Origin of the sequence: Corynebacterium tuberculostearicum, from assembly GCF_022347385.1 — a bacterium.
Taxonomy (GTDB): domain Bacteria; phylum Actinomycetota; class Actinomycetes; order Mycobacteriales; family Mycobacteriaceae; genus Corynebacterium; species Corynebacterium tuberculostearicum_M.
In genome coordinates, this window is record NZ_JAKRDT010000005.1 from 21,056 (window position 1) to 42,633 (window position 21,578).

20 protein-coding genes are annotated in these 21,578 nt (G+C 58.9%); 10 read left to right on the forward strand and 10 right to left on the reverse strand.

Annotated elements, in window-relative coordinates; all coding sequences use genetic code 11:
- Positions 1 to 91: 91 nt before the first annotated feature.
- From MHK00_RS03895 to MHK00_RS03925, 7 genes are read right to left on the reverse strand one after another with little or no spacing between them, the layout of a single operon-like run.
- On the reverse strand, positions 92 to 499 hold the full coding sequence (locus MHK00_RS03895) for a metal-sulfur cluster assembly factor (protein WP_005324830.1): 408 nt from the start codon (positions 497 to 499) through the stop codon (positions 92 to 94).
- A complete protein-coding gene (gene sufU, locus MHK00_RS03900; RefSeq protein ID WP_005324831.1) occupies positions 500 to 952 on the reverse strand; it encodes a Fe-S cluster assembly sulfur transfer protein SufU in 453 nt (150 codons plus the stop codon). It abuts the gene before it with no gap.
- Entirely contained in the window at positions 949 to 2,196 is a 1,248-nt protein-coding gene (locus MHK00_RS03905; RefSeq protein ID WP_250410554.1) for a cysteine desulfurase, read from the reverse strand. Before MHK00_RS03905 ends, sufU begins: the two co-directional genes overlap by 4 nt.
- A gap of 45 nt (positions 2,197 to 2,241) precedes the next feature.
- Complete coding sequence (gene sufC / locus MHK00_RS03910; RefSeq protein WP_005324834.1) at positions 2,242 to 3,000, reverse strand: Fe-S cluster assembly ATPase SufC; 759 nt, start codon at positions 2,998 to 3,000, stop codon at positions 2,242 to 2,244.
- 30 nt (positions 3,001 to 3,030) lie between these two features.
- Entirely contained in the window at positions 3,031 to 4,185 is a 1,155-nt protein-coding gene (gene sufD / locus MHK00_RS03915) for a Fe-S cluster assembly protein SufD (RefSeq protein ID WP_005328395.1), read from the reverse strand.
- 5 nt (positions 4,186 to 4,190) lie between these two features.
- Positions 4,191 to 5,630, reverse strand: coding sequence for a Fe-S cluster assembly protein SufB (gene sufB, locus MHK00_RS03920; protein ID WP_275431205.1), 1,440 nt, complete (start codon positions 5,628 to 5,630; stop codon positions 4,191 to 4,193).
- A complete protein-coding gene (locus MHK00_RS03925) occupies positions 5,627 to 6,364 on the reverse strand; it encodes a helix-turn-helix transcriptional regulator (RefSeq protein WP_250410556.1) in 738 nt (245 codons plus the stop codon). Before MHK00_RS03925 ends, sufB begins: the two co-directional genes overlap by 4 nt.
- 269 nt (positions 6,365 to 6,633) lie before the next feature.
- Here MHK00_RS03925 and mptB point away from each other — a divergent pair, with 269 nt between their 5' ends.
- From mptB to MHK00_RS03950, 5 genes are all read left to right on the forward strand, one after another.
- Positions 6,634 to 8,358: a polyprenol phosphomannose-dependent alpha 1,6 mannosyltransferase MptB gene (mptB, locus tag MHK00_RS03930; RefSeq protein WP_250410557.1), complete on the forward strand. Its 1,725-nt coding sequence runs from the start codon at positions 6,634 to 6,636 to the stop codon at positions 8,356 to 8,358.
- A gap of 6 nt (positions 8,359 to 8,364) precedes the next feature.
- The gene (locus tag MHK00_RS03935; protein ID WP_005328403.1) at positions 8,365 to 9,294 is read left to right on the forward strand and encodes an ABC transporter ATP-binding protein; all 930 of its coding nucleotides are present in this window, start codon (positions 8,365 to 8,367) and stop codon (positions 9,292 to 9,294) included.
- A gap of 57 nt (positions 9,295 to 9,351) precedes the next feature.
- Complete coding sequence (locus tag MHK00_RS03940; RefSeq protein WP_250410559.1) at positions 9,352 to 10,116, forward strand: ABC transporter permease; 765 nt, start codon at positions 9,352 to 9,354, stop codon at positions 10,114 to 10,116.
- Between the two features lie 69 nt (positions 10,117 to 10,185).
- Positions 10,186 to 11,214, forward strand: a complete 1,029-nt coding sequence (locus tag MHK00_RS03945; RefSeq protein ID WP_250410560.1) for a COX15/CtaA family protein — start codon at positions 10,186 to 10,188, stop codon at positions 11,212 to 11,214.
- Positions 11,215 to 11,278: 64 nt separating this feature from the next.
- Positions 11,279 to 12,256, forward strand: coding sequence for a quinone oxidoreductase family protein (locus MHK00_RS03950; RefSeq protein ID WP_250410562.1), 978 nt, complete (start codon positions 11,279 to 11,281; stop codon positions 12,254 to 12,256).
- An 83-nt stretch (positions 12,257 to 12,339) separates the two neighbouring features.
- On the opposite strand, the gene MHK00_RS03955 is transcribed toward MHK00_RS03950, so the two are convergent.
- Positions 12,340 to 13,284: a heme o synthase gene (locus tag MHK00_RS03955; RefSeq protein ID WP_150850955.1), complete on the reverse strand. Its 945-nt coding sequence runs from the start codon at positions 13,282 to 13,284 to the stop codon at positions 12,340 to 12,342.
- 348 nt (positions 13,285 to 13,632) lie between these two features.
- Between MHK00_RS03955 and tkt the strand changes: the two genes are divergently transcribed.
- The 5 genes from tkt to pgl all read left to right on the forward strand — a co-directional run bounded on the left by tkt (position 13,633) and on the right by pgl (position 20,204).
- Positions 13,633 to 15,705 carry a transketolase gene (gene tkt, locus MHK00_RS03960; protein ID WP_005324848.1) on the forward strand — a complete coding sequence of 691 codons (2,073 nt, stop codon included), beginning with the start codon at positions 13,633 to 13,635 and terminating at the stop codon, positions 15,703 to 15,705.
- 27 nt (positions 15,706 to 15,732) lie between these two features.
- Positions 15,733 to 16,818 (forward strand): transaldolase, encoded by a 1,086-nt coding sequence (gene tal / locus MHK00_RS03965; RefSeq protein ID WP_005324849.1) that lies wholly within the window; start codon positions 15,733 to 15,735, stop codon positions 16,816 to 16,818.
- A 99-nt stretch (positions 16,819 to 16,917) separates the two neighbouring features.
- A complete protein-coding gene (gene zwf, locus MHK00_RS03970; RefSeq protein WP_005328410.1) occupies positions 16,918 to 18,450 on the forward strand; it encodes a glucose-6-phosphate dehydrogenase in 1,533 nt (510 codons plus the stop codon).
- Between the two features lie 14 nt (positions 18,451 to 18,464).
- Positions 18,465 to 19,400 carry a glucose-6-phosphate dehydrogenase assembly protein OpcA gene (locus MHK00_RS03975; protein ID WP_179386532.1) on the forward strand — a complete coding sequence of 312 codons (936 nt, stop codon included), beginning with the start codon at positions 18,465 to 18,467 and terminating at the stop codon, positions 19,398 to 19,400.
- Between the two features lie 42 nt (positions 19,401 to 19,442).
- Positions 19,443 to 20,204 carry a 6-phosphogluconolactonase gene (pgl, locus tag MHK00_RS03980; RefSeq protein ID WP_200435649.1) on the forward strand — a complete coding sequence of 254 codons (762 nt, stop codon included), beginning with the start codon at positions 19,443 to 19,445 and terminating at the stop codon, positions 20,202 to 20,204.
- 146 nt (positions 20,205 to 20,350) lie between these two features.
- On the opposite strand, the gene secG is transcribed toward pgl, so the two are convergent.
- Both secG and tpiA read right to left on the reverse strand, forming a co-directional pair.
- Entirely contained in the window at positions 20,351 to 20,584 is a 234-nt protein-coding gene (gene secG, locus MHK00_RS03985) for a preprotein translocase subunit SecG (protein ID WP_150851357.1), read from the reverse strand.
- A gap of 184 nt (positions 20,585 to 20,768) precedes the next feature.
- Positions 20,769 to 21,551 carry a triose-phosphate isomerase gene (gene tpiA / locus MHK00_RS03990; protein WP_005328415.1) on the reverse strand — a complete coding sequence of 261 codons (783 nt, stop codon included), beginning with the start codon at positions 21,549 to 21,551 and terminating at the stop codon, positions 20,769 to 20,771.
- Between the last annotated feature and the right edge of the window lie 27 nt (positions 21,552 to 21,578).

Sequence of the window (21,578 nt, forward strand, 5' to 3'; positions counted from 1 at the left end):
CGGCCAACGCTAAGACGCACTAACGCCCCCCAACAGCCACTTCCCGAATCCGAGAAATGCGCTGCTGGGGGCGTGTGATTAATACGCGATTTTAAACCGCGAAACCGAGGGCCTGAAGCTGCTCGCGGCCCTCCTCAGTAATCATTTGCGGTCCCCATGGCGGCATCCATACCCAGTTGATGCGGACGGCATCGGCCAGCTTATTGGCCTTGACGATGTCTTCGACCTGCTCCGCAATGACATCGGTCAGCGGGCAGGCCGGCGAGGTCAGCGTCATATTGATCATGACGATTTCCTTGCCATTGTCCTCTTCAAACCAGAGGTCATAGACAAGGCCCAGGTCGACGACGTTAATGCCGAGCTCGGGGTCGATGACATCGCGCATGAATTCGGTGACGTCAAAGGCCTTAGAGATCTGCTCTTCGGTCTGCTCCGGGCGCTCGCCGCTGCCGGAGAATGAAGAGTTCTCGTTCTGATAAGGATCTACGGGTTCCGTCATCTAGTTCTCCACTTCAGTTAGTGCATCGGCGGATGCAGCCTGGAAGGCCTTCCATCCGAGGAGCGCACACTTGACGCGCGCTGGGTACTGGGACACGCCGGCGAAGGCAACGCCGTCACCGATGAGGTCTTCATCGCCCTCTTCTTGGCCACGAGAGGTAATCATCTTTTCAAACTCGGCCAGCTTCTCGTTGGCTTCCGCAAGCGGCAGTCCAACGATCTCTTCAGCCATAACCGAGGTAGAAGCCTGCGAAATGGAGCAGCCTTCCGCGTCATAGGAGACGTCCTCTACGGTCTTGCCGTCGTCCGAAAGGCGCACGCGCAGGGTGAGCTCATCGCCGCAGGACGGGTTCACGTGGTGAACCTCGGCCTGATATGGCTCCCTCAGGCCGGCGTGTTGGGGGTTCTTATAGTGATCCAGGATGACGTCCTGGTACATGGAATCTAGGTTCATGAGGCAACTCCAAAGAATTCGCGGGCAGCCTTGATTGCGTCCACCAGCTTATCTACTTCTTCCTCGGTGTTATATAGGTAGAAGCTAGCGCGGGCGGTGGACTGTGCGCCGCAGGCACGGTGCAGTGGCCACGCACAGTGGTGGCCAACGCGAATGGACACACCGTGGTCATCGAGGACCTGGCCCAAGTCGTGCGGGTGAACGCCTTCCACAGTGAAGGAAATGGCGCCACCGCGATTTTCGGTGGTCTCTGGACCGATGATGCGCAGACCCGGGATTTCCTTGAGCTGGCGCAATGCGCGCTCGGTGAGCTTCTTTTCGTGGGCGTGGATATTGTCCATGCCCACTTCTTCCAAGAACTTCACCGCTGCGCCAAGGCCAACCACCTGGCTGGTCATCTGCGTGCCCGCTTCAAAGCGCGTCGGGGGCTCGGCAAAGGTGGTCTCTTCCATCTTGACGATCTCAATCATGGAGCCACCGGTCAGGAAGGGCGGCAGCTTCTTGAGCAGCTCATCCTTGCCGTACAGCACACCCACGCCGCTGGGGCCGCACATCTTATGGCCGGAAAAGGCCGCGAAATCCACGTCCAAGGCGTGGAAATCCACCGCCATATGTGGCACCGACTGGCAGGCGTCGAGGACGACCATGGCGTCCACCGCGCGGGCGCGGCGCACCAGCTCATCCACATCCGCCACGGCACCCGTGACATTGGATTGGTGAGTAAACGCAACTACCTTGACGGAATCATCGAGCTCGAGCGAATCAAGATCGATACGGCCGTCTTCAGTCATGGAATACCACTTCAACGTAGCGCCAGTGCGAGCACAGAGCTCCTGCCACGGCACCAAGTTGGCGTGGTGCTCCAATTCGGTGATCACGACGGTATCGCCCTCGCCCACGTAGAGGTCTCCCGCGCGCTCGTCACTCAGCACATAGGCAACTTCGTTCAGGGCCTCAGTGGCGTTTTTGGTAAAGGCGATTTCGTCGCGGTCCGCACCCACAAATGCGGCGATAGCTTGCCGCGCCGATTCGTAGGCATCATCGGCCTCTTCTGCCAGTTGATAGGAACCGCGGTGAACAGGGGCGTTCGTGTGCAGCACAAACTCCTCTTCCGCCTTCCATACCGGCAGCGGGCGCTGGGAGGTAGCACCCGAATCCAGGTACACCAGTGGCTTATCACCACGCACCGTGCGCTGGAGAATCGGGAACTGTTCCCTAATTGCGTTTACATCAAATCCAGACATGAATCTTCTTTGGATAGTCGCGGTTGACCGGCCGAGGGTCGGTCCTTACTTGAGGAACTGGTCGTAGCCGTCAGACTCGAGCTGATCCGCCAATTCGGCGCCACCGGTCTTGATGACGTGGCCGTCAGCGAAGACATGGACGAAGTCCGGCTTCACATAGTTCAGAATGCGCTTGTAGTGGGTAATCATCAAGATGCCACCATTGGTTTCCTTCTGGTAGCTATTGATGCCCTCAGACACGATGCGCAGAGCGTCAACGTCCAGGCCGGAGTCGGTCTCGTCCATGACTGCGAACTTCGGCTTCAGGATATCGAGCTGCATGACCTCGTGGCGCTTCTTCTCACCGCCGGAGAAGCCTTCGTTTACGGAGCGGGAGATGAAGGACTTATCAATCTTCAAGTTCTCGCGGGCCTGGGTAAGCTCCTTGTTCCATTCGCGCAGCTTCGGTGCCTCGCCGCGAATGGAGGTGACTGCGGAGCGCATGAACTGAGAGACCTTTACACCCGGTACCTCAGTTGGGTACTGCATCGCCAGGAAGAGGCCGGCGCGAGCGCGCTCATCGACGGGCATCTCCAGCAGATTTTCGCCGTCGAGAAGCACCTCGCCCTCGGTGACCTCATACTTCGGGTGGCCGGCGATGGTGTAGGACAAGGTGGACTTGCCGGAACCGTTCGGGCCCATGATGGCGTGGATCTCGCCGGAGTTGATGGTCAGGTTAACGCCCTTGAGGATTTCCTTCGGCTCGCCGCCTTCTTCCGTCGGCAGCACCTGGGCGTGGAGGTTCTTAATTTCCAGAGTAGACATAATGTGTGTGGGTTTCCTTCTATGAAAGAGTTAGGCGGAGATCTTTTCCAGTTCTTCGGAAATGCGGTTTTCCAATTCCTCGGACAGGGACTGCACCGGAATACGGTGGATGACCTCATTGAAGAAGCCACGGATGATGAGGCGGCGTGCTTCAGCCTCTGGAATGCCGCGAGACATCAGGTAGAACAACTCGATGTCATCGAAGCGACCAACGGTGGCCGCGTGGCCTGCACCGGTAATTTCACCGGTCTCAATCTCCAGGTTAGGGATTGCGTCCGCGCGAGCGCCCTCAGTCAGGATCAGGTTGTTGTTGGTCTCGTAGGTATCGGTGCCCTGTGCATTGGAGCGGATAAGGACATCGCCTACCCAGCAGGTGCGGGCCTCATTGTCCTTGGTGCCCTGCAGTGCGCCCTTATAAAGGACGTGGGAGCGGCAATTAGGGACGGAGTGATCCACCAACATGCGGTTTTCAAAGTACTGGCCTTCATCAGCGAAGTAGACGCCCAGCAGCTCTGCGTCGCCGCCTTGCTCGGTGAAGTTCACGCGAGGCACGATGCGTACCACCTCGCCGCCAAAGATGGCGGAGTTGTGGCGCAGCACAGAATCGCGGCCGAGCTGTGCCACGTGGTTAGACAGGTGTACGGCATCGTCTTCCCAATCAACGTCAACGACGACGGTCAGGTGAGCGCCATCGCCCACGATGAACTCGACGTTATCTGCGTGGGTGCCAGAGCCGACGTACTTCAGGATGACGGTGGCTTCCGCGTGGTGGCCTACCTCGATGGAGGTAGCGCCAAAGGAAGTTACGCCCTCGCCCTTGCCGGTGTAGGTAATGACCACGGGCTCTTCCACCTGAGCCTCAGCGTCAATGGTGACAACCTGGCCCTCAGGCATAGAAGTCCACGCCTGTGCCGCGACGCGGTCAGACGGGGTACCAACGCGGCCCAAGCGCTCGTCATCGCGAGCGACGGTCTCGGAGCTTACGCCTGGATGTTCGCTCACGGTGACGTCCTGTGCCACTGCCTCAGCGAACTCGCCATTGTGGAGTCCACGGAGCTTGCGCAGGGAGACAAAGCGCCACACCTCATCGCGGCCGTGCGGCACCGGGAAGTCCTCCACGTTGGTGGAGGTAAAGACGTCACCCTTGGTGATCTTATCCGGATTGAATTCGTTCGAAGCGACCATTTTCTTTAGCCGACCGATCCTTCCATTTGCAGTTCGATGAGGCGGTTGAGCTCGAGGGCGTACTCCATCGGCAGCTCCTTAGCAATCGGCTCAACGAAGCCACGCACGATCATCGCCATTGCTTCTTCTTCCGCAATACCGCGGGACATCAGGTAGAACAGCTGCTCCTCAGAAACCTGGGAAACGGTTGCCTCATGGCCCAGCGTGACGTGGTCATTGCGGATGTCGTTATACGGGTATGTATCCGAACGCGAGATATTGTCCACCAGCAACGCGTCGCACTCGACGTTAGAGGTGGAATGGTGCGCGTTCTGATTAACCTGCACCAAGCCGCGGTACGCGGCGCGGCCGCCGGCACGGGCAACCGACTTGGACACAATATTGGAAGAAGTGTGCGGGGCCATGTGAGTCATCTTGGCGCCCGTGTCCTGGAACTGGTTCTCACCAGCAAAAGCAACGGAAAGAACCTCACCCTTGGCGTAAGGACCGGTCATCCATACGGCTGGGTACTTCATGGTGACCTTGGAGCCGATGTTGCCGTCGACCCATTCCATGGTGCCGCCTTCTTCTACCTTGGTGCGCTTGGTCACCAAGTTGTAGACGTTGCTGGACCAGTTCTGAATGGTGGTGTAGCGGCAGCGGCCGCCCTTCTTCACGATGATCTCTACTACCGCGGAGTGCAGGGAATCAGACTTGTAGATAGGAGCGGTACAGCCCTCGACGTAGTGAACATAAGCGTCCTCGTCGACGATGATGAGGGTGCGCTCAAACTGGCCCATGTTTTCCGTGTTGATGCGGAAGTAAGCCTGCAGCGGAATATCTACATGCACGCCCTTGGGCACGTAGATAAAGGAACCACCGGACCACACTGCGGAGTTCAGCGCGGAGAACTTATTGTCACCGGCTGGGATAACGGTGCCGAAGTATTCCTTGAAAAGCTCAGGGTAGTCGCGCAACGCGGTGTCAGTATCGACGAAGATGACACCCTGGCTTTCCAGGTCCTCACGGATCTGGTGGTAGACAACCTCAGACTCGTACTGGGCGGCCACACCGGCAACGAGGCGCTGCTTCTCAGCCTCTGGAATGCCCAACTTATCGTAGGTGGCCTTGATATCGTCAGGGAGTTCGTCCCAGGTCTGGGCCTGCTCCTCAGTGGACTTCACGTAGTACTTAATCTGGTCGAAGTCGATGCCAGACAAATCCGCGCCCCAGGTGGGAACGGGCTTCTTATCAAAGATGTTGAGTGCCTTCAGACGCTGGTTAAGCATCCATTCCGGCTCGCCCTTCTTGGCGGAAATATCGCGTACTACATCTTCATTCAAGCCGCGGCGAGCAGAAGCACCAGCCGCGTCCGAGTCGTGCCAGCCGTACTCATATGCACCAATGGAATCAATGATTTCATCATCGGTCATCTTGTTTTCGGGTGCCGATTGTGCCTGGGTCATGACTCGCTCCTTTCAGTATCTGTATTAACGGGTGTCAAGGGGATGTTCGTGGTACAGATCCCGTGACCGCCAGCAATGGAGGCCAAAGGTTGTACGTGTTTGCCTAATAGAGCAGAAAAGACTTCTTGTTCCGCCTCACACAGCTCCGGATGCTCGGCCGCCACATGGGAGACCGGACAATGATGCTGACAGATTTGCACTCCCTGACCAGCGCGGTCCACCGTGGCGGCATACCCGTGTCCGTCCAAGACCTCAGCCAGCTTACGGGCCACGTCCTCTACAGATTCGCCCTCTTCTATCAAGGGACGCACATCTGCAACGAGTCGCTCGAAGCGGACCTTGGCAAAGCGCTTAACAGCCTCAGACCCGCCGACGGCGCGTAGTGCCGTCAAGGCATCAGAGGCCAAATCATCGTAGGCGTGGCCGAATTGCGCTCGGCCACGATCAGTGAGGCGGAAGTGTTTGGCTGGTCGCCCGCGACCAGAGCCGCTACCCGCTGAACTGCGGGTAACTGGGCGGCGGCGCACGACCTCCGTCAGTTCCTCTTCCACCAAATTGTCTAAGTGCCGGCGGATTCCGGCAGCAGAAAGGCCAAGGCGTTCACCCAAGTGGGAAGCGGTAACGGGCCCGTCCTTCAGCAGCAACAGCATCACTTGCCGGCGGGTATCGCCATCCGTAGTGCGGGATTCCTTAGCCGCCTTGTGCGTAGTTTCTACGCGCTGGGGTGTGCTCATGCCGGGACCTCCCTTCGTGCTTCGCTCACTTACAGCCGCCCTGCAACCGACTCCCGTAGTGCCGAGAGTCGCACCGCAGTCCGACTGTGCCTCCTTTATTAGACAACACTAGTGTTCCTTAATTCATTCCGGAATGCCACCATTGGCCACTCTTCGGCGTGGCACGGGGGTGGCCAACTCCCCTCGTCGCCACATCTGGCGGTGCTGCGCGCGCTAAAAGAGCGGGCCTGCTGGGGTTGGGGCGGAGGATTCGCGTAAGGTCTTATCCCATGACAGGCAAATTCCGCGGCTTTCTTTCCGGCGTCAAGGCCGAGCTGCCACAGCTGGGCACCGCTGGTTCTCGGTCTGCGCGACTACACGCCGAGGACACCGGAGCCGCGGAACCTGATTCTCGTTTTGATTTTGTCCCTGCCAATGCGGATGGCCTAAAGCGCACCACCACCGCACAATGGCGGACATTTTTTATCCTGCGCTGGGTGGGCACAGTGGGGTCTCTGCTTATCGCCTTCGGCGCGTTAGGAGCCGGCGCCCTCCCAGTAGTGGGAAACCCTTATGACAACGTGCCTTTTGGCTCCCTCATGTCCCGCATGCTGCAGACCTCTTCTGCCATAGTCATGGTGGGAGTAGGCCTGTTGGTGGCCGCCTGGGTTTTCCTGGCCCCTTTTGTAGGCACTCCGCTGCGCCAACCCCAGGAAGGTGCCCTCACCCCTAAGCGCGCCCGCCGGCTCGTCACCACCCACCAACTGTGGCGCACGTGGGCCGGCTGGGTCATCCCGCTGATATTTACAGCCCCGCTCTTTACCCAGGACATCTACTCCTACTTGGCCAACGGTTCCATCGTGATGCAAGGCATGGATCCCTATTCTGCAGGACCGGTGCAATTGCTTGGCGCGGGTGATGAGCTCGCCCGATCCGTACCGTTTATCTGGGCCAACTCCCCCTCCCCTTATGGCCCCGTAGCACTCGGGCTCGCTGGAGTGGTGAGCGCAGTTACCTCAAACTCCATCCTCTTGGGAGTAATCGCCCACCGGCTCTTATCCATCGCCGGCATCATGGTTGCTGGGTGGGCAATTAGCTGCCTCGCGCGGCGCTGCCGGGTATCTCCAGAATCTGCCCTATGGCTCGGCATTCTCAACCCTCTCACTATCTTGCACCTGGTGGGCGGAATCCATAATGAGTCCATCATGTTGGGCCTGCTCCTAGTGGGTATGGAGCTGGGCCTGCGGGGCGTCGACAAGCTAGAAAAGTCCACGCGCAGCGCCTACCTAGCACTCATTGCTTCTGGAGTTTTCCTGTCCTGCGCCGGAATGGTCAAGGTTACCGGCTTTATTGGACTCGGCTTTGTAGGGATGGCATATGCTCGCCACCTGATAGACAAGGACGGTGCAACACGCTGGAAGGCCTTAGCCTACGCCATTGCCCTGCAGCTAGTTATTTTAATTGCAACCATCGCCCTTATTAGCGCCCTGACCGGCATTGGCCTGGGGTGGATCACAGGACAAGGCGGGGCGGCCTCCATCCGCTCGTGGCTTTCTACCTCCACCGCCGTAGGCGTGGGTACCGGCTTTATCGGAATGCTACTGGGCCTAGGTGACCACACCGAAGCTATTCTCACCGTAACCCGTACCTTTGGTGTGCTGGTGGCAGTAGCTTTCATGGCCCGCATGCTCTTTGCAACGTTGCGCGGCCGCATCCACCCTGTGGGAGGACTCGGCACCGCCTCCTTAGTGCTGGTTATCTTCTTTCCCGTGGTCCATCCGTGGTACATCCTGTGGGCGGTACTGCCTTTGGCTGCATGGGCCAACCGGCTTATCTTCCGGTTCTGCGTCGTGGCTTATTCGGCAGCTATGAGCTTCTTTGTGCTGCCACGCGGGCTCGGGTTACCGCCCAGCACCATCATCGTCATCTATGTGTCGGCAGCCTGCACTTTCGCAGTCATCGCCACCCTGTGGTGGGTTGCAGTGCGGCGCAGCGGAATCCGTGTCCTAAACTAATCCCACGTGAATTCCATTTCAGCCGATCGCCCAGCCCTCACCGTGGACAACGTGGTGAAAAAATATGGCTCCACCACCGCCGTTAATGGTCTAAGCCTTAGCGTTGCCACAGGTGAGGTCTTTTGCCTCCTTGGCCCTAATGGCGCCGGAAAGTCCACGACGATTGAGATGTCAGAGGGTTTTATCCACCCCACCAGCGGCACGATCGACGTCCTCGGGCTAGACCCGAGTTCCGCACCGGACAAGGTGCGCGAAAAGGTCGGCATCATGTTGCAGGGTGGTGGTTCCTACTCCGGCATCCGTGTTCTGGAAATGCTTGAACTTTCCGCTAGCTACAGCGCCCATCCCCTCTCCCCGCGCTGGCTACTGGAAACGCTCGGGCTGGAAGGGGTAGCCCGGACTCCCTATCGCAGGCTCTCCGGCGGGCAGCAGCAACGGCTTTCCCTCGCCTTAGCAATCATCGGCCGGCCCGAGCTGGTTTTCCTGGATGAGCCCACCGCTGGCATGGATGCACAATCCCGGTTGGCGGTCTGGGACCTTGTTCGAGCCCTTAGGCACGATGGCGTCACCATTGTTCTTACCACCCACCTCATGGATGAAGCGGAGTCACTAGCGGACCGAGTGGCCATCATGGATCATGGCGAGCTCGTAGCCCACGGCACTCCCGCGGAACTTACCGCCCAGTCGGACTCGGCAGGGCTTAGTTTCAGCACCGATATCGATGTTGATGTGGAGGCTCTGGCTAAGGCTGGAATTCGAGCGACCAAATCGCGACCGTTGCACTACCGCTTAACCCAGGCCGGCACGCCCGAGACGATTGCCGCGCTGAGCGCCGAACTTGCCCGCCAAGGAGTCCTGCTGCGGCGCCTAGACGCGGCTCACCGCAACTTGGAGGAGGTCTTCCTTGACCTTACCGGCCGCCATTTGCGCAGCTAGCTGCACTCTACGCCAGGACCGAATTCAATCAACTGCGTTGCGGAAAGAAGCCACCACATGAGCACGACCTTTAACCCTGGAACCTTTACCCCAGCCCCCAAACGGGCCAGCGCCGGCGCTATGTTGCTTGCGCAAGGAACGATGGAAGCAAAACTCATGCTGCGCCACGGCGAGCAGCAATTGCTGAGCGTCATCATTCCGCTGGCCCTGCTCATTGGCGCGGCCCACCTGGAGTCGCTCACCGGACATGGCTTGCACGAGGTATTTCCCATGGTGCTTGCAGTAGCTGCCACCTCCGCAGGCTTTACCGGTCAGGCCATTTCGCTTGCCTTTGACCGGCGCTACGGGGCCCTTAAACGCACCGGCGCGTCCGGCGTGCCCGCATGGGCCATTATTGGCGGCAAGATCCTCGGCGTGCTCACCATGGTGGTATTCCAAATCCTCGTTTTGGGCATCGCTGCCTATATCCTGGGCCTCCGCATCAGCCTGGGCGGGGTGCTGCTCATGATTCTTTCGCTATTTTTTGGTGTTGCGGCTTTTACCGCCATGGGGCTGCTGCTCGGCGGCACCCTCAGCTCTGAGGTGGTACTCGCACTGGCCAACCTCATCTGGTTCCTGCTCCTCGGCGTAGTCGGGTGGACCCTCTACTCCCAGGGACTGGGCGATAATGGCATCCTCAACGCGGTGCCGACCGTCGCCCTAGCAGGCGCGCTTACCGACGCCTCTAATTCCGTCTTCCCCGGCCTCGAGCTCCTGTCCTTGTTGGCGTGGCTTGCGGTGGCGTCGTTCGCTGCGGTCCGTTGGTTCCGCTTCGATGGCTAAATGTGACTTTTGTCCGGTTCCTTTCGAAACGAGAGGAATTTTTATGCCCAAAATCTCCCGACTAGTAGGATGCAATGCGTGAATTACTGGACGAAGATCAAGCGCTTCTTTAAGGAAGCCGCCCCTACACTGCAACAGCAGCGCCCCATCGCGCTCATCCTCCTCTTGTGCCAGGGTGGCATCACCGTGTCTGGTTCCATTGTCCGCGTGACCGGCTCGGGATTGGGCTGTCCCACCTGGCCGGAATGCCAACCAGGCTCCCTTGTCCCTATGGAAGGCGCCGCGCCTGCTCTCCACCAGGCCATTGAGTTTGGTAACCGGCTGCTGACCTTTGTCGTCTCTGCGGCAGCGGTTGCCGCCGTCATCGCCATGCGCATGGCGCGTCGCCGCACAGAGCTCAAGGTGTACGCCTGGCTCAACGTCGCCGGCATCGTTCTGCAGGCGGTCATTGGCGGCATTTCTGTCCATCTGGACCTCCGCTGGTGGTCCGTGGCGCTGCACTTCCTCCCTTCCATGCTCTTGGTATGGCTGGCGGCAATGCTCTATTCCCGCATATTGGAACCCGATGACGGAACGCCACGCGCTCGTTTCCCCCAAGCGATTCGCCTGCTTGCAGCCGTCGCTACCGTTGCCTTGAGCGTTGTGCTCATCACCGGCACGATGGTTACCGGTTCGGGCGTTCACTCTGGCGATTCCGGGGTGGGAATGGAAGGCCGCCTGCAGGTAGATACCGAAGCCATGGCCGTCACCCACGCCATGTGCATGTACGTCTATCTGACGCTCACTGTTATTACCGTCTTCCTGCTCTACAAGAACCGGGCGCCACAGGATGCCAAGAAGGCAGGATGGGTCCTCGTTGTATGCATCCTCATTCAGTGGGCAGTAGGCGTTTACCAGTTCTACATGGGCATTCCGCGTTGGACTGTACCGTTCCATATTGGCCTCTCCTCCTTCGTCACCGCGTATACCGCCCTGCTGTGGGCGCACGGTGTACGCCGCACCGATGGCACCGCAGATCTCATTACCGGCTCTCCCAGCGGCGATGAGAAGTACGCGGCGCGTCAAGCCTCTCTCGAGCGGGAGCGCGCGAACGCTTAACCCGTAACGCTCACGGCCGACCGAAGTACTGCACTCGGCCGGCTTTTTGCGCTAGCCTGGCTATATGCACGCAATTCAGGTCACAGAAACCGGCGGACCAGAAGTACTTCGCTATACCGAAGTACCCGCCCCCACCCCTAATGACGATGAGGTATTGGTGGACGTCATCATGGCTGGCGTCAACTACATCGATACCTACTATCGTGAGGGTATCTATAACGCGGCCACCCCGTTCATTCCCGGATTCGAAGGCACCGGGCGCGTAGTCCACGACCCCAAGGGGAAAGTTGCCGAGGGCACGATGGTGGCCTGGAACCAGGCTTTTGGCTCCTACGCCGAGCAGGTCTGCGTCCCACGCGAGGGACTAGTAGCAGTCCCGGATGATTTCCAGCCAGAAGTCGCTGCTTCCATGTTGCTGCAAGGCATTACCGCACACTACTTGGCGCATGGCGTTTATCAACTGGGTGAAGGCGCTTCCTGCCTGATTACCGCCGGCGCCGGCGGTGTAGGCCAGATCCTCACCCAAATGGCATCGTCGCTCGGCGCTACCGTCTATACGGTGGTCTCCACGGACGAAAAGGAAGAACTCTCCTACGCAGCCGGTGCGGATAAGGTATTTCGCTATGGCGACGGACTCGCCGAGCAGGTCCGTCGATACAACGGTGATAAGGGTGTTGACGTGGTCTATGACGGCGTCGGCAAGGCTACCTTCCAGGAGTCACTCGAAGCGGTGCGCCCCCGTGGCACCGTTGCGCTATTCGGCGCCGCCTCTGGTCCGGTTGAACCTATCGACCCGCAGCTGCTGAACAAGCATGGGTCCATCTTCCTCACCCGGCCTTCCATCGGCGCATGGACAGCCCAGGAAGGCGAATTCCAAATGCGTGCCCAGGCGGTCGTCCAAGCTGTTATCGACGGCGATCTGAGCTTCAACGTCACGGCGTCCTATCCACTGGAAGATGCCGCTGCAGCCCACCGCGATCTCCAAGAGCGCAAGACTACCGGTTCCATCGTGCTGCGCGTCCAAGCTGGCGATAAAGCCTAAACCCACCCACAAACACCAAAAGCGCGGGAAAGCATTGGCCTTCCCGCGCTTTCGCTATCTTATCCTTGGATATGTGGGCGCAGTTAGAATAACGTGGCTGACCAGCCGAGCATCCGGCCTAGTGGCTCCCAGCCCAATACTGCGTCGATGGACAACCCGATAAAGAGCACCGACAGATAGTTATTGGAGTAAATGAACAGGCGCATCGGCTTAACCTTGGCACCGTTCTTGACTCCCTTGTGCAGGCGGATAGCCATCCACAGGAATACCGCTCCGGAGGCAAGCGCTGCGACCAAGTAGATCCACGAGGCAGCGGGGACGATAAGTAGGGTCACGATAACCGTGCCCACGGTATACCACACGATCTGTCGAGTGACTTCCTTTTCATCAGCCACTACGGGCAGCATCGGCACGCCGGCCTTGCGGTAGTCTTCCTTGTACTTCATGGCCAGCGCCCACGTGTGTGGCGGAGTCCAGAAGAAGATGATGAGGAAGAGCACGATTGCCTGCCACCAGCGGTCAGGTTCTCCAGCAGGAGCGTTATCCCGGATAACTGCCCAGCCGACCATCGCCGGCATGCAGCCGGCCAAGCCGCCCCAGACAATGTTTTGGGCATTGCGCATCTTCAAAAACTTGGTGTAGACGAAGACATAGAAGAAGTTCGTCAAAACCACGAAGAAGGCCGCCAGCCAGGAATGAGCTAGGACGCCCAACCACAGCACGGAGATAATGAGCATTATCCACGCGAAAATTGCTGCGTTTCGCTTGGAAATCTTAGCCCTCACCAGTGGTCGGGCCCTAGTGCGCTGCATCTTTTGATCCAGCTCATAGTCCACGACGTTATTGAACGTGTGGGCAGCAGCAGCGCCCATCCAACCGCCGAAAATGGTCGACACGATAAGCCAGATATTGTCTGAAACGGCCTCCACACCGCGTTGCGCTTGGAGCATCGCCGGGATTGCGGCCACGAGGAGGAGCTCAATGATCCTCGGTTTCGTTAGCGCAAAATAGGCCTTGATGGTCTCCAAGGGATTCCTCCACTATCTGAACGTTGGTGAACTGTGCCCCGCGCACTTCCCGCGCGCGGTCACCCCTAGCGGTCGCACATGCCCGTGAAAAAGTTCCAGTTCTCTCACTCACAATTTTCGGCGCAGGGGTGAAAGACTACAGGCCTATGGCCGCTAGATTCAGTGCGCGCTCTAGCGCCCGCGCGCACTCCACTTAGCCATGCCAGCATACCTTTTATGCCTAGCTTTCTATAATTGCGCACCGCCGGTTAGAAAATTACTAGACTGAATAAAGTTAAGTATTTTTTGCCTAGACGTAAGCGAGGCTTTCCAGTGTCGAAAGATAAGTTGTCCCCAGAACTCCAAACTATGGTCGAGCGCCGTTATCCGGAGGATTGGTCGGAGTTTGACACCCGCGCCGTCGACACCGTGCGAGTTCTAGCCGCAGATGCGGTACAAAAATGCGGTTCCGGCCACCCCGGTACGGCAATGTCCCTCGCTCCCCTCGCCTACACCTTGTATCAGCGCGTCATTAACCATGATCCCGCCGATGTGCACTGGGCCGGCCGCGACCGCTTCGTCCTTTCGGTTGGTCACTCCTCCCTCACCCAGTACATCCAGCTCTACCTGGGCGGCTTTGGCTTGGAGATGGACGATCTCAAGCAGCTGCGTACGTGGGGTTCGCGCACCCCAGGTCACCCGGAGGTGCACCACACCGATGGCGTGGAAATCACCACTGGCCCCCTTGGCCAAGGCTTGGCTTCCTCCGTGGGCATGGCCATGGCCGCACGAAAGGAGCGCGGGCTTTTCGATCCAGAGGCACCGGCCGGCGAGTCTCCCTTCGACCACTACATCTACACCATCGCTTCCGATGGTGACCTGCAGGAGGGCGTAACCGCTGAGGCCTCTTCCCTGGCGGGTACGCAAAAGCTGGGCAACTTGATTGTCTTCTGGGACGATAACCGCATCTCTATTGAGGACGATACGAATATTGCTTTCAACGAAGACGTGGTCGCCCGCTACGAGGCCTACGGCTGGCACGTCCAAACGGTCGAATCCGGCGAAGACGTCGTAGCTATTGAGGAGGCCGTCAAGGCCGCACAGGCAAAGACCGAGCGCCCTTCCTTCATCCGCGTGAAGACCGTCATCGGCTACCCGGCCCCGAATAAGATGAATACCGGCGGCGTTCATGGCGCTGCGCTGGGCGATGACGAAGTTGCTGCCACCAAGGAGGTCTTGGGCTTCGATCCGGAGCGCAGCTTCCACATCGACGACGAGGTCATCGCACACACCCGCAAGCTGCGCGAGCGCGGCGCCGAAAAGCACGCCGCGTGGCAGAAGAAGTTCGACGAATGGGCTGCGGCTAATCCGGAGAACAAGGCACTCTTTGACCGCATGCAGGCGCGCGAATTGCCGCAAGATTTCGACGCTGAATTGCCGGTGTGGGAACCGGGTGAATCTTTGGCCACCCGCAAGGCCTCTGAGGCCACCATCCAAGCCTTGGCCGCTTCCCTTCCTGAGATGTGGGGTGGCTCTGCTGACCTTGCCGGCTCCAATAACACCGTGATTAAGGGCGCGGACTCCTTCGGCCCCGCAGCCATTACCACCGATATGTGGTCGGCTCAGCCGTATGGCCGCAACCTCCACTTCGGCATTCGCGAGCACGCGATGTCTGCGATCATGAACGGTATTGCTCTGCACGGCAATACCCGCGTTTACGGCGGCACCTTCCTTATTTTCTCCGAGTACCAGTACCCCGCTGTCCGCCTGGGCTCATTGATGTCTACCGATACCTACTATGTCTGGACCCACGACTCCATCGGCTTGGGCGAGGATGGCCCGACCCACCAGCCGGTAGAGACCCTTTCTGCCCTTCGCGCTATCCCGAACCTGTCCGTTATTCGCCCGGCCGATGCCAACGAAACCGCTCAGGCTTGGGCCGCAGCGCTCGAGTACAAGGCCGCACCAAAGGGCCTGGCACTGAGCCGCCAGGGACTGCCGGTACTGGAAGGCACCAAGGAAAAGGCACATGATGGCGTGCGCCGCGGCGCTTATGTTCTGGTGGAAGAGTCCAAGGAAACGCCAGACGTGATCCTTCTCGCTACCGGCTCTGAGGTGCAGCTTGCCGTCGCCGCCGCTAAGGAACTGGAGGCCGCTGGAACAGCCACTCGCGTTGTCTCCGCACCGTGCCTTGAGTGGTTTGATGAGCAGGATGACGCATACCGCGAATCCGTGCTGCCTAGCGAAGTGCAGGCCCGCGTGTCCATCGAAGCCGGCATCGCTATGCCGTGGCACAAGTACACCGGTTCTTTCGGCCGGACCATTTCCATCGAGCACTACGGCGCCTCTGCTCCTGCGGGCGAGCTCTTTGAGAAATTTGGCTTCACCACCGCAGCGGTAGTTGAAGCGGCGCAGGAATCGCTCGCTGCCGCGCAGAAGTAAACCTCCAGGACTGGATAAGGAGTAATCATGAACCACATTTCCGAACTTGCCCAGCTGGGAACCTCAACCTGGCTCGATGACCTTTCTCGCGAGCGCCTAGTCTCGGGCAATCTCAAGGAGATAATTTCCGCTAAGTCCATCGTGGGAGTTACCACCAACCCGGCGATCTTCGCCGCGGCGATGACCAACGGCACCGCCTACGACGCCGAGCTTTCCACGTTGAAGGAGACCAAGGCCACCGCCGATGAAGCGGTGTACGCATTGGCTATTGAGGACGTCAAGAATGCCTGCGACCTCTTTGCGGATATCTACTCCTCTACTAACGGCGCAGATGGCCGCGTGTCCATCGAGGTCGACCCGCGCATTTCTGATGACGCTACTGCCACCCTTGAACAGGCGCGTGAGCTGTGGTCCAAGGTTGATCGTCCCAACGTGATGATCAAGATTCCGGCCACCACCGGCTCCCTTCCGGCCATCGAAGATGCCCTGGCAGAGGGAATCAGCGTCAACGTCACCCTTATTTTCTCCGTGGATCGCTACCGCGATGTCATTGAGGCTTTCCGCACCGGCCTCAAGCGTGCCGCCGAAGCTGGCAAGGACGTCTCTACCATTCACTCCGTGGCTTCCTTCTTTGTTTCCCGTTTGGATACCGAAGTAGATAAGCGCTTGGAAGCCATTGGCAGCGAGATTGCTCTGGCACTGCGGGGTAAGGCGGGCGTCGCCAATGCACAGCGCGCCTATGCTCTTTTCCAGGACGCCTTGCTTAACGACGCCGACTTGCCCGAAGGCGCCCACCTCCAGCGTCCACTGTGGGCTTCTACCGGCGTGAAGAATCCGGAGTACCCAGCCACCTTGTACGTATCTGAGCTGGCTGGCCCGCACACGGTAAACACCATGCCGGAAAAGACCATCGATGCGGTTCTCTCTGAGGGCAACCTCCACGGCGATGCCCTGTCTGATAGCCGCGAGGCTGCAGAAGGCGTCTTTGCCCAGCTAGAAGAGGTCGGCATTGATTTCGATGATGTCTTTGCAGTGCTGGAGCGCGAGGGCGTAGATAAGTTTGTCGCCGCGTGGGAGGAACTGCTTGCTTCCATTGAGGAGCGACTCGCGTAAACTAGCCGTGTGACTTGTGCCCCGCCGAGAATTCGGCGGGGCATTCTGCCGCTAGAATATTAGCGAGCTTAAAGCCCATAAACTCAGGAAGGATTCTTCGTGACCGACTCAGCCGCTTGGGTCAACCCCTTGCGCAATGCCAGCGACAAGCGATTGCCGCGAATCGCAGGACCCGCGGGCATGGTCATCTTCGGCGTTACCGGTGACCTAGCATATAAAAAGCTACTGCCCGCCATCTACGACCTAGCGAGCCGTGGTCTCCTCCCCGCTGGCTTTACCCTTGTGGGTTATGGTCGCCGCGACTGGGACAAGGTCGCATTCTGTGACTACGTTCGCTCAGCCGTCATCGCTGGCTCACGTACCGAGTTCAATGAAGATGTCTGGCAGCATCTATCCCAGGGCATCGAATTTGTACAAGGCTCTTTCGACGATGCTGGATTCGATCGCCTCTCGGCGCGTTTGGGCGAGCTAGATCGCGAGCGCGGCACCGGCAGCAACTGGGCATACTACCTTTCGGTTCCACCGGAATTCTTCTCTAATATCTGCCACCAGCTGGAGCGGGTGGGCATGGCCAACTCCGTCGAGGACTCGTGGCGCCGAGTAATCATTGAGAAGCCTTTCGGCCACGATCAAGAGTCTGCCCGCAAGCTCAATGAGATTGTCAACGCCGTCTTCCCTGAGTCCGCGGTCTTCCGCATTGACCATTATCTGGGCAAGGAAACGGTGCAAAACATCATGGCTTTGCGCTTTGCCAATCAAATTTTTGAGCCCATGTGGAACGCCCACTACATCGATCACGTCCAAATCACCATGGCCGAAGATATTGGCTTGGGCGGCCGCGCTGGCTATTATGACGGCATCGGTGCGGCTCGCGACGTCATCCAGAACCACCTGCTGCAGCTTTTGGCTCTGGTTGCGATGGAAGAACCGTCCTCCTTCGAGCCTGAGGCCCTGCAGGCAGAAAAGGTCAAGGTGCTGCGCGCTACCCACGCCGTGCACCCACTCAATAAAACAACTGCTCGCGGCCAGTACTCCGCCGGCTGGCAAGGCTCCGAGTTTGTCAAGGGCTTGCGCGAAGAAGAAGGCTTCGATCCGGAGTCCACGACGGAGACCTATGCAGCCTGCACCTTGGAAGTAAACTCCCGCCGCTGGGGAGGAGTACCCTTCTACCTGCGCACGGGCAAGCGCTTGGGCCGCCGCGTGACCGAGATTGCGTTGGTATTCAAGGCAGCGCCAAATCAACCATTCGTTGACGGCCAGACCGATGCGCTGGGCCGAAACGCAGTGGTGATCCGCGTACAGCCGGATGAGGGCGTCACCATGCGCTTTGGTTCCAAGGTGCCCGGTTCCACCATGGAGGTCCGCGACGTCAATATGGACTTTGCTTATGCTGAGGCCTTTACCGAGGAATCTCCGGAAGCATACGAGCGACTGATTTTGGATGCCCTCCTCGATGAGTCCTCGCTCTTCCCCACCAACGAAGAGGTGGAACTTTCCTGGTCGATTTTGGATCCCATCATCGATTACTGGGCCGAAGCTGGTCAGCCGGAGGAATACCGCGCTGGCACGTGGGGCCCGGAATCCGCCGATAGAATGTTGCGCCGCCGGGGCCACTCCTGGCGCCGCCCCTAGGAGGGACGCAGACAATGATTATTCCATTGCCCAACACCACTACGCGTGAAATCTCCAAGAAGCTAGTAGAGGCCCAAGAGCATTACACCCTTACTACCGGCCGAGTACTCACCCTAATCGTGGCTGCCCGCGAGGACGATGATCTGGAAAACATCCTGGCCTCCGTGCGTGATGCCTCCCACGAGCACCCGTCGCGCGTTCTGGTCGTCGTGACGGGCGACCCGCAGGCAGATACCCACCTGGACGCGCAGCTGCGCGTGGGCGGTGAAGCGGGTGCTTCTGAGATGGTCATCATGAAGTTGCACGGCGCTTTGGCAAACCAGGACGAGGCAGTCGTTACTCCTCTCCTGCTTCCCGATACCCCCTTGGTCGCCTGGTGGCCTACCTTGTGCCCGCCCGACCCAGCTTCCAGCTCGGTGGGCAAGCTGGCTCAACGCCGCATTACCAACGTTGCCCATGACGGACGCGTCACTGGCGAAGATCTGCGCACATTATCCGCCGGCTACACGCCGGGCGATTCCGATATGTCCTGGGCCGCCATCACTTTGTGGCGCGGCGTCGTGGCCTCCGCATTGGACCGCCATCCTCACGAGCCCGTGCAGTCCGTCGAAGTGGCGGGACCTGCGGGCCACCCAGCCCCAGACTTCGCGGCCGGATGGCTCCTCGATCGCCTTGCAGTCCCCGTCCACCGCACCGTGACCGACTCTCAGGAGCCGCACTTCCCGGTGACCCACTTGCGGTTTAATCGGGAAACGAGCCACGTCGACGTTGATGTCATCGACGAGCGCACGGTGCGTGTATGCGTTCCAGGTTCCCCGGATTCCCTGGTGAGCCTTAGCAAGCGCTCCCAAGCTGAGGTTCTCTCTGAAGAATTGCGCCATCTAGATGCCGATAAGACTTATGCGCAAGCACTCCGTGCGCTCGCGCAAGTAGACTACAGTAAGCAGTAAAACGGCTTAACTCTGATTCTTTGCAAAGGATAGCGATACCTCATGGTAACTCTTCACCGCGTAAGCGATGTGGATGACCTTATCTCCCAGGCCGCGCTGAAATTCGTGGATACCGTAGCGCGTATCCAGGCCGCCGGTGGCGGGCTCCACCACGATGGGGTCGCGCGAGTTGTCCTAACCGGCGGTGGCGCTGGAATTGGCGTTCTTCACGAGCTAGCTCGTTTGGAGTTCGCGGCACAGCAGCAAGGCGAGAATTTTCCAGCCCAGCGCATCGATTGGTCGCGCGTTCACGTCTTTTTCGGCGACGAGCGTAATGTGCCCGTCTCTGACGCAGATTCTAATGAAGGTCAAGCACGCAGTGCCCTGCTCAATCACGTAGATATTCCGGACCAGAATATTCACGGCTTTGATCTGGGCGCGGTGTCCATGGAAGCCGCAGCGAGTGCGTATGAGCCAGAGCTAAAGGAATTCGCCCCGAACGGATTCGACCTGCATCTGCTGGGCATGGGCGAAGAGGGCCATATCAATTCCTTGTTCCCCCATTCTGAGGCGGTTCGGGAACAAGAAGAGCTAGCTGTTCCCGTCCATGACTCTCCCAAGCCGCCGAGCGAGCGCATTACCCTTACTCTTCCCGCGGTAAACAAGTCTGCTCGTATTTGGCTTCTTGTTGCAGGCGAGGCCAAGGCGGAAGCTGCCAAGCATGTCGTTGAAGGCGCTGAAGCCGAAGAATGGCCGGCTGCAGGCGTGCACGGTAAGGAGGAGACCATCCTCTTCCTTGCCGATGACGCTGCCTCCGAGCTCTAGGCACGGCTGCCTAACGCGCAGCCGAGCTGAACTTGTGACTCGGCGCCACACAAAAAGCGCCGGTACCGCTTCCCCACCTCCAGTTCCCACAGGGAACCAAGAGGTTGGAAGCCGATACCGGCGCTTTCGTTATTCCAGCTGGTGGCTTAAGCGAATGCCTGGATGAGGTTAAGGCCTACGATGCACGCAAGCCAGATAATTACCATGATCACGGTGTAACGGTCCAGGTTCTTTTCCACGACGGTCGAGCCGGAAAGGTTAGACTGCACGCCGCCGCCGAAGAGGCTGGACAGGCCGCCACCTTTGCCCTTGTGCAGCAGCACGAAGATGGACATCAAAATAGCTGCGATGACCAAGATGATTTCCAGTGCCAAGACCATGAGGATAATCCTTATTTCTAACGTGCGCCCTGTGGGTAACTCTCGCCACCCGCTAGCGCGGAATCGTACTTTTAGGCTTCGCGTACAGCGAAGTAATCACACCGGCCCACTGTACACGATGGCGCGGGCTGGAACCACTCCAACCCGCGCCTTAGCGCAAACCTGTGACAGGTGATAACTCCTGTTAGCTCAGAGCATTAGCTGCGTTGGCAGCCAACTTGGCAAACTCCTCCCCGACCAAGGAAGCGCCACCAATGAGGCCGCCGTCGACGTCCGGCTTGCTGACAATCTCTGCAACGGAATCAACCTTGACGGAACCACCGTAGAGAATGCGGATACCTGCAGCAACCTCCTCGCCTGCGAGCTCCTTTACGAGCTCACGGATGGCGGCGCAGACTTCCTGGGCATCGTCTGCGGAGGCAACTTTGCCGGTGCCAATCGCCCAAACTGGCTCGTAGGCGATAACAGTCTTGGCAAGCTGGTCTGCGCTCAGGCCAGCCAAAGAATTGCGGGTCTGGTTGACCACGTAGTCCACGTGGGTACCGGCCTCGCGTACAGCCAGCGGCTCGCCTACGCACACGATAGGGCTGATGCCATTGTCCAATGCTGCGGCTGCCTTTTCTGCAACGAGCTTATCGGTCTCGCCGTGGTACTGACGGCGCTCCGAGTGGCCCACGACCACCCAGCTGCAGCCGAGCTTGGCCAGCATCTTGCCAGATACTTCACCAGTGAATGCGCCGGACTCGTGCTTAGAGATGTCCTGCGCACCGTAGGTGACCTGCAGCTTGTCGCCCTCTACCAGCGTTTGGATAGTGCGGATATCAGTAAACGGGACCATGTAGGCCACGTCGACCTTCTCGTAGTAGTCCTTTGGCAGGGAGAAGGCGAACTTTTGAACGGAGCCGATGGCCTCGACGTGGTCGAGGTTCATTTTCCAGTTACCTGCAATAAGTGGGGTGCGTGCCATGAATTTTTCCTCTCTTTTGGCAAGTTG

Excerpts from the sequence above, each read along its gene's own strand:
- MHK00_RS03895 (WP_005324830.1), bottom strand. The coding sequence starts at position 499 with ATGACGGAACCCGTAGATCCTTATCAGAACGAGAACTCTTCATTCTCC.
- sufU (WP_005324831.1), bottom strand. The coding sequence starts at position 952 with ATGAACCTAGATTCCATGTACCAGGACGTCATCCTGGATCACTATAAG.
- MHK00_RS03905 (WP_250410554.1), bottom strand. The coding sequence starts at position 2,196 with ATGTCTGGATTTGATGTAAACGCAATTAGGGAACAGTTCCCGATTCTC.
- sufC (WP_005324834.1), bottom strand. The coding sequence starts at position 3,000 with ATGTCTACTCTGGAAATTAAGAACCTCCACGCCCAGGTGCTGCCGACG.
- sufD (WP_005328395.1), bottom strand. The coding sequence starts at position 4,185 with ATGGTCGCTTCGAACGAATTCAATCCGGATAAGATCACCAAGGGTGAC.
- sufB (WP_275431205.1), bottom strand. The coding sequence starts at position 5,630 with ATGACCCAGGCACAATCGGCACCCGAAAACAAGATGACCGATGATGAA.
- MHK00_RS03925 (WP_250410556.1), bottom strand. The coding sequence starts at position 6,364 with ATGAGCACACCCCAGCGCGTAGAAACTACGCACAAGGCGGCTAAGGAA.
- mptB (WP_250410557.1), top strand. The coding sequence starts at position 6,634 with ATGACAGGCAAATTCCGCGGCTTTCTTTCCGGCGTCAAGGCCGAGCTG.
- MHK00_RS03940 (WP_250410559.1), top strand. The coding sequence starts at position 9,352 with ATGAGCACGACCTTTAACCCTGGAACCTTTACCCCAGCCCCCAAACGG.
- MHK00_RS03945 (WP_250410560.1), top strand. The coding sequence starts at position 10,186 with ATGCAATGCGTGAATTACTGGACGAAGATCAAGCGCTTCTTTAAGGAA.
- MHK00_RS03950 (WP_250410562.1), top strand. The coding sequence starts at position 11,279 with ATGCACGCAATTCAGGTCACAGAAACCGGCGGACCAGAAGTACTTCGC.
- tkt (WP_005324848.1), top strand. The coding sequence starts at position 13,633 with ATGGTCGAGCGCCGTTATCCGGAGGATTGGTCGGAGTTTGACACCCGC.
- tal (WP_005324849.1), top strand. The coding sequence starts at position 15,733 with ATGAACCACATTTCCGAACTTGCCCAGCTGGGAACCTCAACCTGGCTC.
- MHK00_RS03975 (WP_179386532.1), top strand. The coding sequence starts at position 18,465 with ATGATTATTCCATTGCCCAACACCACTACGCGTGAAATCTCCAAGAAG.
- pgl (WP_200435649.1), top strand. The coding sequence starts at position 19,443 with ATGGTAACTCTTCACCGCGTAAGCGATGTGGATGACCTTATCTCCCAG.
- secG (WP_150851357.1), bottom strand. The coding sequence starts at position 20,584 with ATGGTCTTGGCACTGGAAATCATCTTGGTCATCGCAGCTATTTTGATG.
- tpiA (WP_005328415.1), bottom strand. The coding sequence starts at position 21,551 with ATGGCACGCACCCCACTTATTGCAGGTAACTGGAAAATGAACCTCGAC.